At 42.6% G+C, this 16,318-nt stretch carries 13 protein-coding genes, 1 tRNA gene and 1 pseudogene; 8 read left to right on the top strand and 7 right to left on the bottom strand.

From position 1 onward, the window contains the following. Positions 1 to 7 precede the first annotated feature (7 nt). Positions 8 to 1,840, bottom strand: coding sequence for a DUF1800 domain-containing protein (locus tag V7R39_RS04445; protein ID WP_334028574.1), 1,833 nt, complete (start codon positions 1,838 to 1,840; stop codon positions 8 to 10). 281 nt (positions 1,841 to 2,121) lie between these two features. After that, positions 2,122 to 2,673: an SDR family oxidoreductase gene (locus V7R39_RS04440; protein WP_334028572.1), complete on the bottom strand. Its 552-nt coding sequence runs from the start codon at positions 2,671 to 2,673 to the stop codon at positions 2,122 to 2,124. Positions 2,674 to 2,750: 77 nt separating this feature from the next. On the opposite strand from V7R39_RS04440, the gene V7R39_RS04435 reads away from it, so the two are divergent. Then, a complete protein-coding gene (locus V7R39_RS04435) occupies positions 2,751 to 2,927 on the top strand; it encodes a hypothetical protein (RefSeq protein ID WP_334028570.1) in 177 nt (58 codons plus the stop codon). A gap of 33 nt (positions 2,928 to 2,960) precedes the next feature. Here V7R39_RS04435 and V7R39_RS04430 read toward each other — a convergent pair whose 3' ends face one another. Next, positions 2,961 to 6,023 carry an efflux RND transporter permease subunit gene (locus tag V7R39_RS04430; protein ID WP_334028568.1) on the bottom strand — a complete coding sequence of 1,021 codons (3,063 nt, stop codon included), beginning with the start codon at positions 6,021 to 6,023 and terminating at the stop codon, positions 2,961 to 2,963. A gap of 9 nt (positions 6,024 to 6,032) precedes the next feature. Next, a complete protein-coding gene (locus V7R39_RS04425) occupies positions 6,033 to 6,728 on the bottom strand; it encodes an efflux RND transporter periplasmic adaptor subunit (protein ID WP_334028566.1) in 696 nt (231 codons plus the stop codon). Between the two features lie 192 nt (positions 6,729 to 6,920). Between V7R39_RS04425 and V7R39_RS04420 the strand changes: the two genes are divergently transcribed. From V7R39_RS04420 to V7R39_RS04395, 7 genes and pseudogenes are all read left to right on the top strand, one after another. After that, the gene (locus tag V7R39_RS04420; protein WP_334028564.1) at positions 6,921 to 7,631 is read left to right on the top strand and encodes a PEP-CTERM sorting domain-containing protein; all 711 of its coding nucleotides are present in this window, start codon (positions 6,921 to 6,923) and stop codon (positions 7,629 to 7,631) included. Positions 7,632 to 7,909: 278 nt separating this feature from the next. Further along, on the top strand, positions 7,910 to 8,593 hold the full coding sequence (locus V7R39_RS04415; RefSeq protein ID WP_334028562.1) for a spermidine synthase: 684 nt from the start codon (positions 7,910 to 7,912) through the stop codon (positions 8,591 to 8,593). 411 nt (positions 8,594 to 9,004) lie between these two features. Continuing rightward, complete coding sequence (sodC, locus tag V7R39_RS04410) at positions 9,005 to 9,553, top strand: superoxide dismutase [Cu-Zn] SodC (RefSeq protein WP_334028559.1); 549 nt, start codon at positions 9,005 to 9,007, stop codon at positions 9,551 to 9,553. 50 nt (positions 9,554 to 9,603) lie between these two features. Continuing rightward, positions 9,604 to 10,019: pseudogene (locus V7R39_RS17795) on the top strand (IS30 family transposase); the annotation flags it as partial. A 227-nt stretch (positions 10,020 to 10,246) separates the two neighbouring features. Next, positions 10,247 to 11,509 (top strand): CHASE2 domain-containing protein, encoded by a 1,263-nt coding sequence (locus V7R39_RS04405; protein ID WP_334028557.1) that lies wholly within the window; start codon positions 10,247 to 10,249, stop codon positions 11,507 to 11,509. Beyond that, on the top strand, positions 11,506 to 11,880 hold the full coding sequence (locus V7R39_RS04400; protein WP_334028555.1) for a hypothetical protein: 375 nt from the start codon (positions 11,506 to 11,508) through the stop codon (positions 11,878 to 11,880). Before V7R39_RS04405 ends, V7R39_RS04400 begins: the two co-directional genes overlap by 4 nt. Beyond that, positions 11,870 to 13,465, top strand: a complete 1,596-nt coding sequence (locus V7R39_RS04395) for a M48 family metalloprotease (protein WP_334028552.1) — start codon at positions 11,870 to 11,872, stop codon at positions 13,463 to 13,465. The genes V7R39_RS04400 and V7R39_RS04395 overlap by 11 nt, the downstream gene beginning before the upstream one ends. Positions 13,466 to 14,155: 690 nt before the next feature. On the opposite strand, the gene V7R39_RS04390 is transcribed toward V7R39_RS04395, so the two are convergent. The 3 genes from V7R39_RS04390 to V7R39_RS04380 all read right to left on the bottom strand — a co-directional run bounded on the left by V7R39_RS04390 (position 14,156) and on the right by V7R39_RS04380 (position 16,093). Then, a tRNA-Val gene (locus V7R39_RS04390) sits at positions 14,156 to 14,232 on the bottom strand. A 137-nt stretch (positions 14,233 to 14,369) separates the two neighbouring features. Continuing rightward, complete coding sequence (locus tag V7R39_RS04385) at positions 14,370 to 15,446, bottom strand: patatin-like phospholipase family protein (RefSeq protein ID WP_334028549.1); 1,077 nt, start codon at positions 15,444 to 15,446, stop codon at positions 14,370 to 14,372. A 230-nt stretch (positions 15,447 to 15,676) separates the two neighbouring features. Beyond that, positions 15,677 to 16,093: a MarR family winged helix-turn-helix transcriptional regulator gene (locus V7R39_RS04380; protein WP_334028547.1), complete on the bottom strand. Its 417-nt coding sequence runs from the start codon at positions 16,091 to 16,093 to the stop codon at positions 15,677 to 15,679. Positions 16,094 to 16,318: the final 225 nt, after the last annotated feature.

Raw genomic sequence — 16,318 nt, 5'->3', positions numbered from 1 at the left:
GTTCTCCTTAGCGCTGAACGAGGTAATCAGGGGTAGACATAACCATAACAACGGCGTAGGCAATTAGCCTTTCTCGCCCAGCACTGTCTATAAGAGCTTCTTGGGGATATGCGTTTAAGGTTTGAATTAGTAGCTGTCGCGATGCTTCACTCATACTGCCATAAACTAACGTTTCGTTGAGGTATTCGACAAGTGCTGTAGCGTCATCGGCTAATGGCAAAACATTGCTATAGTTAGGGACAAAACTGGCGCGAGCGCGGGCTTCATCAAACGGAACAAGAAAGCGCGAAAATACAGGTCGCATTTGATTAAAGTTGTCTCGTTGCGAGCCAAATGCGCCGTAAGACAAGAGGTTGATATAGCCCGGAATACTTGACGCATTTACAATTTGCAACTCGGGAGCAACCAGATCTGATTGCGCTGATAAAGTGCCGGGCGCTGTGTATCCCGGTCGGTAGAAGTTGAATACCGAAGGAGCACGATAAGGGTGCTGTCCTAGCACACTTAACGACGATGTGTCATAAAGTTGAAACACGTATTCGGGGTTGTTCATATCGGTACTGAATGCTCGCATAAAATGACTTAAGCGCAAAATAGGTTCGCGTATCTTGCCAAACTCATCATTCGTAAAAGCAAACTCCTCTGCGGTGTCGGGGTCGAATAATACAGCTGAAATAGTGGCTTTAAGATCGCCCTTGCGGCCATCCCCTACTTCAATACCGTTTGGCAGGATAAACTTCCCCTCATTAAATGCCGTTGCGACCCTTGCAACGTATTGTGGGCGCGGGTTGCTTGTTACAAAGCGCTGAATAAGTTGCTTTGCTACAAAAGGTGCCACATTGGGATGACTCATAATGTGCTCGAGCGCCAACGAAATCGATTGTTCAGCGGGTGTATCTGGGGCAATGGTAAAATTGAGAAACGCTTTTTCTAAAGAGGAGTGTTGCGCTTCTTCTATGGCAAGGGGCTGAGAAACCGCTTGGCTTATTATTTCTAGTCGTCCGACAATGCTGCGCTCAAGGTCTAGTCGCGGGTCGTTTAAACCGGTAAACACTCTCGCAAGACCTGTAATATCGTTGTTGTCGTAAATTTCAACTGGGTTTCCTTGACTATCTAACGACAGCGTACCATCAACGTTTAATTCAACTAGGCCGGTAGTGAAGAGCTGTAATATTTCTCGCGCGTAATTTTCATCCGGAACACGTCCTGTATTCTTATCTCCTTTTTGATTTCCAAGGTACGTTAAGTATTCTGCCATTGCTGGTGAATAGGTAACTGCCGTTAGTAAATCTTGATAATTGCCAAGCGCATGCTCTGCCAAAATATCTTGAAAGTAACCCACAGTTTGCGGAAATATTCCAAGTAAGCCACCACTGGCGTTAGAAACCACCATTATTTGAGAAAGTGCATACGCCATTCGCTGGCGAAGCTGATCTTCACCATGAATGGCATTTTGCCAAAAAACCCACGTGGTGGCACCTTGATCAAAACCATCTGCTGCCATACCCGCTGACCGAGTACCCAGTTCAAAGTAGTTTTGAACCTTTAATAGAAATGGCGTAATGGGTTTATCAAATTGGTCAAGCATCCACTCTGATGGGCTTGTATTTGTAAGTGCAGCAACTTCATCAGCCTTGGGGCCAAACGTTGCCATTGTCAAGAATCGAGAGGTTGATTGAGGTGTTGCAAACTTACCGCTAGGCTCTGATACAGGTTCAGAAGGCGCTGGAATTGGCGCAGTCACTTGTTCAGCAACAGCATCATCTGAACCTTCCCCGCCTCCACACGCAGAAATAAGCCAAAGCAGTATTAAAACCAGTAACCACTGTAATCTAAGCATGTTTAGCTCCCATTGATTAGAGTATTTACGGTGCAGAGACCACCTACACGCGCACGACTCACAGTTTCTATGGGCAGTATATAGACGTCTTTATTGAGAACTCTATAGAACTACGGACTCTTTACTTAATCTTTACACAGTATTGACACAGCGAGAAGCAGGGGGAGCGGTACTATATGATGCAGTAACTAAACGATGCAGTAACTAAACAACTACAATATAATATTGCCGCCGCGGCTATTTAAGCTATTAAAAGCCTAAAGCTTTTAATAGCACAAGCCTTAGCGCGTTAAGTAACCGCCATTAATCCAGAGAGTTTGACCGTTTACCCATCCGCTTTCAGCCTGAGCTAAAAATGAAACAACCGGTGCAATGTCGTTAACGGTACCAAGGCGATTTTCTGTAAACAAACTGGTGGCGTATGCAGTAGATCCTTCGTTTTCTTCAGCGTGGAGAAAAGGTGTGTCAATAGGTCCTGGTGCAACACTATTAACCGTTATGCCCCGACCTCCCAGCTCTTTTGCTTGCATACGCGTGTATTCTTCAACGGGCGCTTTGGTTCCACCATATATTGCATACCCAGGTGCAGCACCTGCTAGTAGTGATGTTGCATTATTAATAATGCGGCCACCATCACGAAGGCGAGTACTTGCTTCTCTCAAAGAATAAAATAGGCCGCGGTTATTAATTGCGTTTAAGCGCTCGAACTCTTCATCGGTAAAGTCAGCTATTGGCTTTTTAATTATCGCTCCTGCGTTATTCACTACGATATCGATACCTCCAAACGTGCTTTCTGCCTCATCAAACAAACGTTTTATATTAGCTGGATGCAAAGCTGCTTGATCGCAGCCACGGGAAATCTGTTATTACTGACGCGGGTGAGCGCTATTACCTTAAAATGCGAGCGCTTTTGCCTCAGTTAGAAGAAGTTGAAGCAAATATAGCTGGAGAAGCATCAGTACCTAAAGATCTCCTTACTGTGAATGCCATTTTCTCTCACAGCACCGTTATGCCTGCTCGACTAAGAAAGTTCATTGATTATATTGCCGTGCAGGCTCCCCTCGTTCCAGGGCTTGACCCTGCGTAATGTATGAATCAAACCGTAATCTATAACATCGTACTATTTATTTTTTAACAACGTTTCATAAAGCAAAGGTGTAACACCAACGGTTAATAACGTACCGACAAATAAGCCAAAAGCAATGACACTCGCCATACCAAAAAACAGCGGATCTTTTGAAATAATAAGTGGTAGCAAGCCTAAAATGGTCGTTATTGTTGTCATCAGAATAGGCCGCAACCGACGCTGTCCTGCCACAAGAATTGCATCTCTCAATGTAGCTTGCTTACTCCGCTCTATGTCAATTCTATCGAGTAATACGATTGCATTATTAATAATAATTCCAGCAAGAGACAGCAGCCCCAAAATAACCATAAAACCAAAAGGGCTTTGGGTCACAAATAACCCCAACGCAGCTCCTGCGGTTAATAAAGGAATTGTCATAACGATAATAATTGGACGAATGAAACCATTAAACTGAGCAATAAGCAGTAAGAATACAACACCTAAGGCCATAGGAACGTTTGCTGCTAGCGCGGCTTTACCCTTTGCAGAATCGGTAATAATGCCATCAAATTCCACGCTATGCCCATCGGCAAGTGTTTCTTCAATCTGTTTGAAAATGGGTAGCACCGTTGGCGCCAAATCTTCTGCTGATTGTAGAGTGGGACGTGCCTCCACGGTTACAGTTCGACTAAAGTCCTCCCTTTGTATTGCGCCATATTGACTTTCTACAACCAGTGAAGCCACTTGAGACAACATTATTTCAGGGTCTCCTTGGGGATTAACATTAATTCGCTTTAGCGTATCTATCGAGCGCCTCTCACCCTTTTGGCCAATAGCAACAAGTGGTATCTCGTCATCTCCCTCAATCAGGCTCCCTATTGAGTTTCCACGATAGAACATAGACAACGCTGAAAAGATATCTTGAGTCGAAATACCCGCACGTCGCGCTTTTACGTTATTTATTTTCACTCGAATTTGAGGAGTGGGGTTTTCCCAATCCTGCCACGCATCAATCACACCCGGTATTGAAGCGATTTTTTGTTGTAGCTGTAAACCTTTCTGATATACGTGCTCTGCGTCTGGTCCTTTAATTTGAGCATGAATAATGCCAGGGTCTGATGGACCAAGAAACATGTCAGTAGCTCGTATCTGCACAGAGGGAAAATTATCGGCAAACGTACGTCGTATATCAGACAATGCCTGTTGCATTTGAGTTTCTTGGTTTACCGATAGCACCATGAACGCTTTATTATCGGCTGGATCAAGTGGTGCAAGCGACAGCACAAAACGCGGCCCGCCGTAACCTGTATACGCAACAGCGTTTTCTATAAATTGCAGTGAATCATTTGTTTGAATTAAATTAAAAACCTCATTTACATATTGGTTTGTTGTTGTCAGCGAGGTTTGTGTCGGAAAATCTAAAGTGAGCAGAACTTGCTTTCTATCGCTGCTAGGAAAAAACTCTGCTGGTGCGTTGCTAATGCCATAAATCCCTATAAAAAATACACAAATTAACGCAGCACCAGTCGGAAGTTTATTATTCAAACAGCGATTTAGCAGCGTTGCGTAATGTCTCTCTATTTTGACGAAGACGGTTGAGTTAGTATTCTTTTTTTGCGGCAATGATTTGCTTTCAGTTACCGGCTGTTGCATATATTTCTTACATAAAATTGGGGTAACCATCATTGCTAAGAGCCAAGAACTCAATAGTGATATCAAGATCACTAGGGAAATAGAGCGCGTATACTCACCCGCCGAATGTGCTGCCAGCATAAGCGGTAAGAAAAATAAAACAGTGGTGAGTGTTGAGGATAAAAGAGGAAGTGAAAGCTCTTCGCCTGTTTTCTCAAGGGCGTCTGATTTACTTGAACCCTCTTCTAGCTTTCGTTTAAAGTTTTCGGCGATAACAATACCATTATCAACTAAGAGCCCAAGCGAAATAACCATTGTAGCCAGCGACATTCGCTCAAGCGGAATACCCCAAATCCCCATAACTGCGAGGGTTACTAGCATTACACTTGGAACTATTGTACCCACTATTAACCCCACCCGTATTCCGAGAAAGAAAACGACTACGGCAAGTACAATAACCAAAGTTTGTAATACGTTTGTTGTAACACCAAATACGGCTTTTTCGACTTGTTCTGCTTGATACGTGATGATGTGCAATGACGTTCCTGCTGGCAAACTGTCGCGCATCAAGTCCAGTTTATCTAATAGCCTTGGAGCAAATTTCAACACTCTGAAGCCATCTAGCATAGTAATGGAAAAAACGATGGCTTGCTGTCCGTTGAAAAACGCTGAACGCGAGGGCGGTGAAACAGCTTGACGACTAACGTTGGCAATACTTTTGAGCGCAACGGTGTCGTTGGAGTTTGGCAATTGAATAGGCTTATTTCGAATGTCGTCAACCGTTTCGGTGGTACTATCAATAACAACCGAAAAACCATTATTGGGTTTATCAACGGGCACTCCCTGCTTTAACAGTAACTGTGTTGATAGCTGTGATAAAACCTGTGATAGCGGCATTCCTAATTTAGACAACGCTAAACTCGAAAACTCAATTGTAATTTGCTCTGTCTGCACGCCATGTAAGTCAACTGTTTTAACACCGTCTACTGTGTACAGTTGATCTTGAATATGATGGGCATATTGTTGTTTTTCATACATACTGTAGTCTTTACCCACCAGCGCAAATGTCATTACTGCGACGTCACCAAAGTCATCATTGATAACAGGCTGCATTGTGCCTTGAGGTAGTTGAGGGTACACCTCGTCAACTTTTTCGCGCAAATCATCCCACACTTGATCAAGTTCAAATAGGTGATCGTAGGCTTTTGCGTGAATAATAGACACGCCGTTGCGACTAGTACTTCTTATCTCTTCTATCTTAGAAACTTTGCGAATAGCTTGTTCTAGCTTTTTAGTTACCAGTAGTTCCATTTGCTGAGCGTCAAGCCCCGGAAATTTTGTAGTTACCACAGCCTCACGAATTGTGATTTTAGGATCCTCTTGTGCCGGCAATGTAAAATAACTGTAAATCCCCATCGCCATCAGTAAACCAAGAACAGTGAATACAAACGGCGGATATTTATTTGCCAAAGTCGTGATATTCATAGCGTGCCCTTATTCATTAATTAGTTCAGGGCGATTAACCCCAGCGTGCACGGTTTGACCATTAGACAAATACTTAACGCCTCTACTCACAACCCATTGCCCTTCTTTAAGTTCGCCAGAAACAAAAACGCCCTCTTCATTAAAGTCACCAATTTTTATTGCCACCTGCTCAAGACGCTGCTCCTGCTCATCAATTCTAAACAGGTAGGCTTCCCCTTTTGGCATGATGAGATAGCTTCCATGTGGAATAAACCACCGAAAACCTGTATTTGAAGGTGTGATAGAGATAGACACCGTGGCACTTAAGCCGTCGATAGCATTTCTCAAGACGTCGTTGGTTACAAAGGTCGTTCTGTAAGTAGTTAATTGTGAATTATTTGCAGTAATTTCTTGTAAAGTAACATCGAGGGTATCGATGGAAAGTGCCGGAACACTTGCCACGTGATGTGAGCCGATAGCTAAATGTGTTGCTAGGCTCTCGTCAATAAGCACTTCAATTTGAGAGCGAGTATCTTGACGCAATATACGCACAATGGGTTGCAACGCGCCAACTTGCTCTTGGGGTTCTACCAACACCTCAGAAACGACACTATCGTAAGGTACAGTAATAATAGTATCGTCAAGCTGCTGTTGAGCACTTAAAAGAGCCGATTCGGCATTTGATACAGCATTGCTGTTTATGCAAAGACAGCTTTTAAGCGTCAAATAATTTTACACCCTAAAAGGAAAATCAAATTAAGCCATTGTTTTATAATTAAAAATAAAACTGGCACGTTTATTTCTTGTCATGCACTAAATAGTGCAGTCAGCGCGGCCATGTTGAAAATCGCTCAGCTGATAACTCGATCAGGTGATTTCTTTTTTGTTGTTGAAGCAATAGCTTTATAAGAGGTAGTCATGACAATTTTGCGTTTAACCTTTCTAAGCGTACTATTGGTTTTTTCACACGTTTCTTTCGCGTCTTTGGTTTTGATTGGCCAACCAGATGAATACGAAAAACTTTTCTTTTCAGAAGTAAAGGTTGATGAGAATTTATCGACTGGCGCTACTGCAGGTAAAGACGTGTTCTTGTCCCAAGGGCAACAGTGGGGTAATAATACATCACGTGATTTGTTCTGGAAAAATGTCAGTAGTACAGACACATTTTCGCATCAATTTACGTGGTCATTGAGCCGTTCCAATTTAGTCACTACTTTTATTTTAGATGACTTAGTGTTAACTCACACGTCCAATGAGGGTGTTTGGAACACCGTGGGTATTTGGATGAATGTTAGTGGTTTTGATGGCATGTTTTCTTCTTCAAGCCTCACTTTTTCGGTAGATGGGCTTAATTTTGGTGTAAACCGAGATAACAAAAAGACGTTTTACTTACAGAACGACAGTGGTATGGAGTTTAGCACCATTGGTGGCACTGCAACCTTTAATTGGGAGCTTGACCCCAATTATTCTGGCACAAATTTTAAGCCAAATGGTCGCGTAATGTTCTCAGTAAAAGCGCTTGAAACCCAGACAGTTTCAGAGCCTAGCGCACTTGCTTTGATACTTGTTGGTGGCGCAGTGCTACTGCGCAGGCGCCAAGTAAGAGCAAAAAGCAACAACCACTGCTAAATCGTGGTGAATCGTTGCTTTTATTGCGTCGCTCGGATATTGCACGGGCGACGTTACTCACACCGTAAACCAGTTCAACGTTTAAGGTGCTTTTATTGGCACCTTATTCACCTTCCATCAACCTTGCCCATTTTCTTCAGCGTTCAATCGTAAATTTTATAAAGCGAATACCAAATGCCGTTGAGTTAATTTGGCTCTGCCCTCATTTATTTCTGTGCTACTCTGCTCGCCGACATTCAATTCACGCAATATATACGGTTAAAAGGGCACGTGTTCACATGGTTTCATGGGTTAAATTGGGTACAGCTAGAATTCCAAATGATGGTGGCGAGTTAACCTTTTCTCAGCGAGATCAGCAATTTAGTATTAGGCTTTCTGGAATTCGTGGCGAATTGATGAATAGCCGCGTATTCAATTCAGAGAAAGAGTTATCTCAAATGGGATGTGCTCACCTTAAAACAACACCAAACGCACACGTTTTAGTGGGCGGTTTAGGCATGGGGTACACACTAAAAGCGGCCTTAAACGAAGTTACGCCGAGCTCAAAGGTTACTGTTGCCGAGCTCATTCCTGAAGTTGTTGAATGGAACAAAGGCCCCCTTGGCAACTGCGCTAAAAACCCACTTCAAGACCCTAGAACGAATGTTGTCGTTGGTGATGTTAAACACCTTTTAAATACGGGAAAGCCAACGTTTGATGCAATATTACTCGATGTGGACAATGGACCTGAAGGCCTAACGCACTCTGACAATAACTGGATATATTCAATAGACGGTTTAAAAGAAATCTATAATGTGCTTCAACCTGGCGGTATGCTTGCCATATGGTCAGCTGGGCCTGATTATTTGTTTTCCGTGCGTTTAAAAAATGCAGGCTACAAAGTGTCTACTCGTATTGCCAGAGCTCGCAAAGGAAAAGGAAGTAAGCACACTATTTTCCTAGCTAAAAAAACTCTGGATTGAAGCTTAAATGCGCTAAGCCACAACGATGTTCATTACCATCTGTCGCTTACGGCATATCTTTTATCAGCTATATCTTACAGCTGTCTCTGAAGAGTATGCCTTTCATTCACCTCTGGTATTGCTTTCAAGATACCCTGCCGGTTACTAAAAACACCGTTGTGAGCCAAGTAAAAAAGCGTGACGAGATAAAAAATGTTTCGGTAATTTTTTCATAATAGCGCGTGATCTGCATGATTAAGCGCTGGTACTAACCAGTAGACATTTAACCTAAACATAGCTTGAGAGCTCCTCTCACTAGGGCCAGCAGCGTTTATGTTATTCACACATCAAACTGGCTTGTTTTGTGCTCCCTCTCTTTATACTTAGCCACAAGTGCTTAATAACGTTGAATATGAAGATAAGGAGAACATCATGAAGAAACGTCTACAATTTACCCTCGCAGGGTCAATTTCATTACTACTAAGCGCAGGTTGTTTCGCGGGCCATCATAACGATGATGGCAAAGAGGTTATGATGAAAAACCTAGAAACTGGCAATAGTATTGGCAGCGTAATGGTGAGTAGTTATGACGATGACGGCGTTGTGTTTACGCCCAGCCTTTCAGGATTAACACCAGGCGTGCATGGTTTTCACGTGCATCAGAATGGCGATTGCTCACCTTCAATGAAAGACGGTAAAAAAGTACTGGGTGGCGCAGCAGGCGGACACTTCGACCCCGAAGACACAGGCAAACATAGAACGCCCTGGTCTGAAAAAGGCCATGAAGGCGATCTCCCTGTTATCTACGTTGACGAAAACGGAAATGCCGACCAACCTATTTTTGCGCCAGAACTGGAACTTGAAGACATTAAAGGTAGAGCGTTAATGATTCACGCAGGCGGGGACAATTATTCAGACACCCCCAAAAAGCTCGGCGGCGGTGGCGAACGCGTGGCCTGCGGTGTTGTTAGTAATAATTGAATATAGCGCTGTAAACATTTTGACATCCGAATTCAGATCATTAGTGCACCACTCTTGGTATTGTGAGTTTGGTTGAGCGCAAAAGTAAGTTTTATCTAATTCGTAAGGTGACTGCGAAAAGCGCAACGGAAGTTAGTCGTGCAATGAATGGTATATTATGGCCTATCGCAGGTAGGTGCCCACTATTTCCGCAGATAATGGAACCGAATTCTGCGGGCACGAGTTGGTCGCTGAAAAGCTGAAAACAGACTTCTACTTCGCCAACCCGTTTTCATCTTACGAGCAAGGATTAAATGAAAACTTTAATAGGTAGCTGCGGCAGTACATAAGTAAAGGCTCATACCTGAGCACAGTAACAGACAAGCATGTTGTGCAAGCGCAACGTGCTCTGAACTTGAAACCAAGGAATTGCCTTAGTTACAAACAGTCTGAAGCCATCTTTAATGAATCACGCGAAACGGCTTGATTTTGCGAGTGATGCACTTCTGACTTGGATTCGCGGTTACATTAAAAAAAATAAATGAAAATGAGTCTACACTGACATCTTAGCATTGTTGACAAAACAAACGATCGGCGATAAAACTTTAAACAAAGGGACTAAGACGGAACGCTGTCATCAAAGCAATCATTGTTTATTTCATAACCTTCGTAGAAAGTGGCCATTGGGGACGTTTCGGACTGTGGATTCGTTCAGTGGCCCTAGTGACATTACTTCTGCTTGACCCTTTTAAGATTACAACTGCTACCGACGCTGCGTCAGCTGACATATTAAATCGCATCCTTGCTATGTACTATCCTAATGACTCTCAAGAGGAAGTTGTCGTAGTGTTTATAGACGATGATTATTTGAGTAAAAATAATCTTACGTGGCCTCTAAGCTATAAAGAGCAATCTAAACTTATACGCAAAATATTAAGTTATCAGCCTAAAGGGCTTTTTATAGACTTATTGTACACACATGATAGATCTTCCAATAATGATTCATCAAGGCCACTAGAAAACGTCTTTGAAGGTTATGGAAAGCGCTTTCCAATTTACGTTCCTCGCGTTGATGGCTCAGCTTTTTCTGAAAACGATTTATTCGGCAACACAGTTCCTGTAGCCGTGCAATGGTTCGGACACGATACTTTCTATCCAGCATCAGTTAATAATGTATCAACCCCTGCATTTGCACTTTATGAGCAGTATTGTGAGCAGAGCGACTCATGCTCTCCCTTACAGAACACCCCGCCTATTGCGATACAATGGGGCATGAACCTCTCAACATCTCAATATTCACTAACCAACAATGATGGGTGTTTAATCAATCAAAATGCCGCTTTAATGTCGCTCAAAGTGTTGTTATCCGAAGTATTTTGGAAGCTATTGCCAGAATGGCGACAACCTTGTGCTTATTCAACTACTTTACCGCCAGACTATTTGGAGACAACCTCGACCGAAGGTCGCGCTTTACTTTCGTCGTTAATAAAGGACAACTTTGTCATGGTAGGAGCATTGATTCAGGGGGCGCGTGATCAGGTGTATTCTCCCATACATGGAAATATTGCTGGTGTATATCTCCATGCTATGGCACTAGATAATCTACTCACTTACCACAATAGGTACTTTCGTCCAGCCCCTAATGTGTGGCGCAATATTGATCTTGCTGATATTACCGACTGCTTGTTGTTTCTATTGGTGTTTATGTGGCGCGAAAAAGTAACCACCCATTCGATTGCAGGTTTGCCTCTAAACCATACCAACAAACGCTTTATTGCTCTTTCTGCAGCATCACTAGTAGCCTTCGTAGGCACTACCGTGTTTTTCTTTTCGTTTGTGATGAACTTTCAACCAATCAATTGGGTAGCGCAAATAACGTTGATCCTCACGATTCTGGCAGTAAAAATAAGGTTATTTACACCACTTAAAACACTAAGTTCTAAACTAAAAGGTTATACCAAGGAGAAAAACAAATGATGAAGAAGTTTTCAGTGATACTGATGATGTGCTCAGTCTTCGGACATCTCAACGCCGACCCTCTCGCTATTACAGAGTTTAATGTAGAGACAATTGATACGTTTAGTTCTGATGGTAAAGTTATTGCAACTGTTCCCGTTTCGTCGCTACCCAAAACTAATATTCCAGTAATGGAAATCAACGACGATCTAGATTTGGTCGCTATTGAGGATAACACTGGACAAATCGTATGGTTAGACACTTATTTCGTTAAATTGAATCAGGGAAAAAAAGTGGATCTGCCATGCTACAAGATTGGTCACACTGACGCAAAAGACAGCAGAGAAGCGGGTACTATGGGCTTTGGGGGAACATGTGAAAATGCAAACTAATTATCAGCTTTTAAAGTCTACATTGATGGCTTGTGTGGTTTTGAGCCTAACCGCATGTCAGAGCACCTTAGAAGGTATGTCCGATGCCGTTTCAAATCTCGCAGGTGACAGTATTCACAATAACTTTGATGGTAAGTACATTAGCCAGTCTAAATTAGCTGAATACAAAACCCGAGAAGACGAACTAAGTGGTGTAGGTGGCCTAATAAGCTACTCTGGTGCAGACCTATCACCAAACCACATTCGAAAAACTCACGTGGTCCACTCACCAATATTACAAGAATACGTAGACGGCATACTGGCTAAGGTACTGGCGCATTGGGATGGAAACCCGGTTAATGTCCAGATTCAAATAGTTCACTCACAATCATTTGCACCATATGCTGACTCATTCGGCATGATTAGATTGCCGATTGGTACGCTAAACAATGTTGAAAGTGAAGATGAAATTGCGCTACTTATCGCTCATGAAGCTAGCCATATATTGCTTCGCCACCACGAACGCGACGTAGTGGTTCAAGAGAATAAAGAAAATGTGAATATGCTAGCCAGTGCTATAGTGATGGCAAACGTCGCAAAAGACACCAGTATTGTAAAACAAGGGGGCACTCGTAAGCTGCAGTACAACCCCAGTGAGCAAGGCAGCGAAAACATTTCGAAAGCCATGATATATAACAGTGTTATTCAAACTATTTCAGATAGCGTCTGGAGTACCGCTTGGAAACGCACTCAAGAGGATGAAGCTGACCTGCTCGGTTTCGACCTCGCAATGGCTGCAGGATATTCACCACGCGCTAACTCACATGTGCTGCAACGTCTCGAGAATTATCAAGGAAAACAAAAGGGCATGCTAAGTGTGTTTTGGGATAAGAAACAACAAGCGCTTACCGCAGCTTTGTCTGCTGGTGATTTTAATTCGCTTGGTAAAGAGTTTGACAGTTTCCTCACCGAAGGATTAACGAAGTCGTTGGGCGCAGTGTCAGACTACTTTCAAAAACGTCATATGGCTCCCGATATTCGCGATGGGAACATGAAAAGTTATGCAATGCGGGTTTATCAACCTGAAATTCGACGTCGTGTTAACAAAAAATCATGGCGCGAAATAAAAGAAATTACACAAGTAGATGAAACTTTAACAAGCTACAAATTAGCCTTTCAGGCCGCCAATGCACTTAGCGAAGGTGAGACCAAATTGGCTGAAAGGCTAGCACTTCGGTCACTAACTTCTTCAACTAAGTCGCATCCATACATGCGCGAGATTATGTACGATATACGTATGGCACAAGGCGATAGTAATAAAGCAATGAAAAACCTTGAACTGATATCCCGCTGGGAAGATGCGTCACCCGACTTGTTTGAACGCCGTATCGAGCGCCTTTTGAAAATGCAGAAGTTTAAAGAAGCTCTAACCGCTATCGAACTCGCCGAACAAACCTTCGGAAACGAAAGTAAGTTTATTATCCAAAAAAGTATTGCACAGTCTAATTTGGGTAGTAACGACAAAGCGATTGCAACATTAGAGAAGTGCGAAAAATATTCCGAACAAAAAGATAAATGTGCGTCGCTTAAAAAGCGTATAAGTTAATGTTTTTTGCTCTTCTTCTTAAGCTGCAGAAGAGCATTTTATTTTTCTGTTTTTCGGTCCATTGTAACTACTGTCGCAAGTCCAAATCTTTGGACCGACCATTTCTATTGTTGCTCTACAACCAATCAGTTGGCGAGTAGATTTCAGATCGAAGAAGACCAAGGGTCATACTTCTAGATAATCAAGTGCGTCTTCATCTGTTCTTCAGAAATATTGGAGATAATGAATATATTGCATTTGCATCAATTGATGGGGTCACGTTATTCAGTGTTAAGTGCTCGGCAAATGGATACGGCATATCTACAAGCAGTACATTATTTCGCGATACCGCTCTCCTAAAACCTCATGAAAAATCGGCATTGCATAACTTAATGCGTGGTTGTGCGAAGCAGAATTGGGAAATGTTCTTGGGTGACTTTGTTAAATACAAAATGCTATAAGATAAAAACGCCATGGTTTTTAACGGCAAATAACAAAGGAGTGGAATCTAGATTTGGTCACGCGTGGTCACGAATTGTGACCACTCGTGACCATTCTGACAGTACTCATCTGTTTTCAAAGGAAAAAACGAAAAGAAACAGAAATCCTGAAAAAAATGCTTAAAACCGATTATTTCAATGCCGTCAATGAGTTAGGAATCTTAAATATTTTTGAAATGACGCTAGAAAAAATTCTTAGGGGAAAAATAGATGGTGCGTCTACCCTGATTCGAACAGGGGACCTCTACCATGTCAAGGTAGCGCTCTAACCAACTGAGCTATAGACGCATTGTGTATCTGGGCGTTGATAAATAACAAATGGGCATTTGTTTGCTCAACGGCGCGTATAATACTGAGGCAGAATGAAAGCTGCAAGAAAAACTTAACAAATCGCGCTTAAGTGTTTATTTTACCAGCAACTTCATCTAACGTTGATTGAAAGGAAGGGGTTTAATACTGTCTACCAATCTTCCGTCGTTCACCGCTTCCATAAAAAACTCACCCAACCTATCGGTTTCGCTTAGTACAGTTTGCCAGTATTTTATGCGCGTGGGCGCATCGAGTACTTCAAAATCTTTTCTATCAGGTATCTTGCCGTACGGCAGTTTTGCAACAAACGATGGTGAGGGCACTAGCATCACTACATTATCGTAGCTTGAACGGTGGGGTACTCTGCGCTTTAAGCCTTTATCGAACCATCCAGGAATGGGTTTGTTGTAGAAGTGAGGATACAAAACCAAGCCTTCATCGGGGCCAAAAGACACGTCAAAATGATAGTCGATAATACCGCCGTCTCTGTACATACCCACTGGCGCGCCCTCAATCTCTTTCACCCCTTCAATAACAATGGGGATAGACCCTGAAGCTAGAAGTGCGCTATGAATATTCCCTTCAGTAAGGGAATGAAAATGAGATGGCATACCGTATGGGTCGTTAATGGTTAAATAACTATTGGGTGAAGAGAACACGTACCGCTCGTAAAGCTTTGCTAAGTTCTTGCGGCTGACCGTATTGGCCGCTGCGCTCATGGCAAGGCCCGAGAGCTGTTGCAATTTACTTTCAAACCGTGTGGCACCCAAGCATTTAGCCACAATTAAGTGCGCTTTGAATCGCTCATTCGCCAGCACTTCTTGCTTGCCCTTGTCACTGACCATTTCCTTTAAAAGATCTAATGCTTTCGCCGTAATCTCTCGAGCCGTTGGCTTATTGCTGCTGTAAGTAGTGGTAGAGTATGATTGTGCCAGCCTGTTTATGGCGGCAAGCGGATCGTTTTGTACTGCACAAATTGCGCGAAACGCACCTGCTGAAGAGCCTATAACATGAATTTGATGCTGAACGTTGGCAAACCATTCAGGGAATAAAACTCTGTCTAAACCCGCTAGCGAAAACCATTTTGGGCCGCCTGAAGCGCCTAGAAAGTAACTAAACAATTCAGGGCTGAAACCATTTTTTAAAATTGTTTCGCGTGCTTTTTTACCTGCATATACTTCTAATGGTGCCACTGGTTTTCCTGTTCTAATTTTTACAGCCATCGCGTTGTGTTTTGTGCTGTGTTTTTTGCCGTATTTTGTGCTGCGCTTTTTGCTGTGTTTTTGCTGTCTTTAGTGAACGCTGTGCTGTATTTTGTGCTTTACCGTATTTTGAACACAAATTACCAGTTAACCTGTTAAAAGTAACCGTTTTACCTCGCAGAATATCACTTGTCTTACCACGCTATTTAGGCACCAAGCCTTTACTTTTGTTGGCTTAAGCTATTTATCACTTTTAAAAATATGTGGTACTCATCGTCAGTGATATTTTCTAATCTGTCTGTTTGCCACTTCGCAACTAATGGCGTAAGCGTGTTGTAAGTGCGCACTCCTTCTGCAGACAACGATATGTTGATAGCTCGCTTATCATTTTCATTCGTTTCGCGAACAATCAGCTGCTTACTCGCTAATTGCTGAAGCGCTCTACTGGTTTTGACTTTGTCTAAACGAGTGGCAACTGCAATATGCTTTGATGTTAACGACGTCGCATTACCAAGCGTAGCGAGCACGCGCCATTCTGGCATGGTTAACCCATAGGGCTTGTATACCGTAGCGAGCGAATCACTTAAATCACTGGATAGCATAGCGACCTTATAGGCGAGCATATCGTTTAACTGCACAGGTAACTTCCTTGCATTAATCGCTTCTTCTCTAAGCTGTATGAATAAATAGCAAATCAAACATGTAAACTAATCGGCACAATTTGCGGTTAAGTTCAGGCGCTAATCTGCATTCACATTTGATTTACATAGTTGTACGTTCTAGCCTAAACAAATTAGTTTCATTTGTAACTACTTTCGTCGACAGTTTTTTTAGTAAGCATTAAGCGCAATAAATTAATGACA

The organism is Alteromonas sp. P256, from assembly GCF_036864455.1.
GTDB lineage: Bacteria > Pseudomonadota > Gammaproteobacteria > Enterobacterales > Alteromonadaceae > Alteromonas.
The sequence above is the reverse complement of the archived record's forward strand: the minus strand, read 5'-3'. Positions and strand labels throughout refer to the sequence as shown.

Coding starts and splice junctions, on each gene's coding strand:
- V7R39_RS04445 (WP_334028574.1), bottom strand. CDS start 1,840: ATGCTTAGATTACAGTGGTTACTGGTTTTAATACTGCTTTGGCTTATT.
- V7R39_RS04430 (WP_334028568.1), bottom strand. CDS start 6,023: ATGAATATCACGACTTTGGCAAATAAATATCCGCCGTTTGTATTCACT.
- V7R39_RS04420 (WP_334028564.1), top strand. CDS start 6,921: ATGACAATTTTGCGTTTAACCTTTCTAAGCGTACTATTGGTTTTTTCA.
- V7R39_RS04415 (WP_334028562.1), top strand. CDS start 7,910: ATGGTTTCATGGGTTAAATTGGGTACAGCTAGAATTCCAAATGATGGT.
- sodC (WP_334028559.1), top strand. CDS start 9,005: ATGAAGAAACGTCTACAATTTACCCTCGCAGGGTCAATTTCATTACTA.
- V7R39_RS04400 (WP_334028555.1), top strand. CDS start 11,506: ATGATGAAGAAGTTTTCAGTGATACTGATGATGTGCTCAGTCTTCGGA.
- V7R39_RS04395 (WP_334028552.1), top strand. CDS start 11,870: ATGCAAACTAATTATCAGCTTTTAAAGTCTACATTGATGGCTTGTGTG.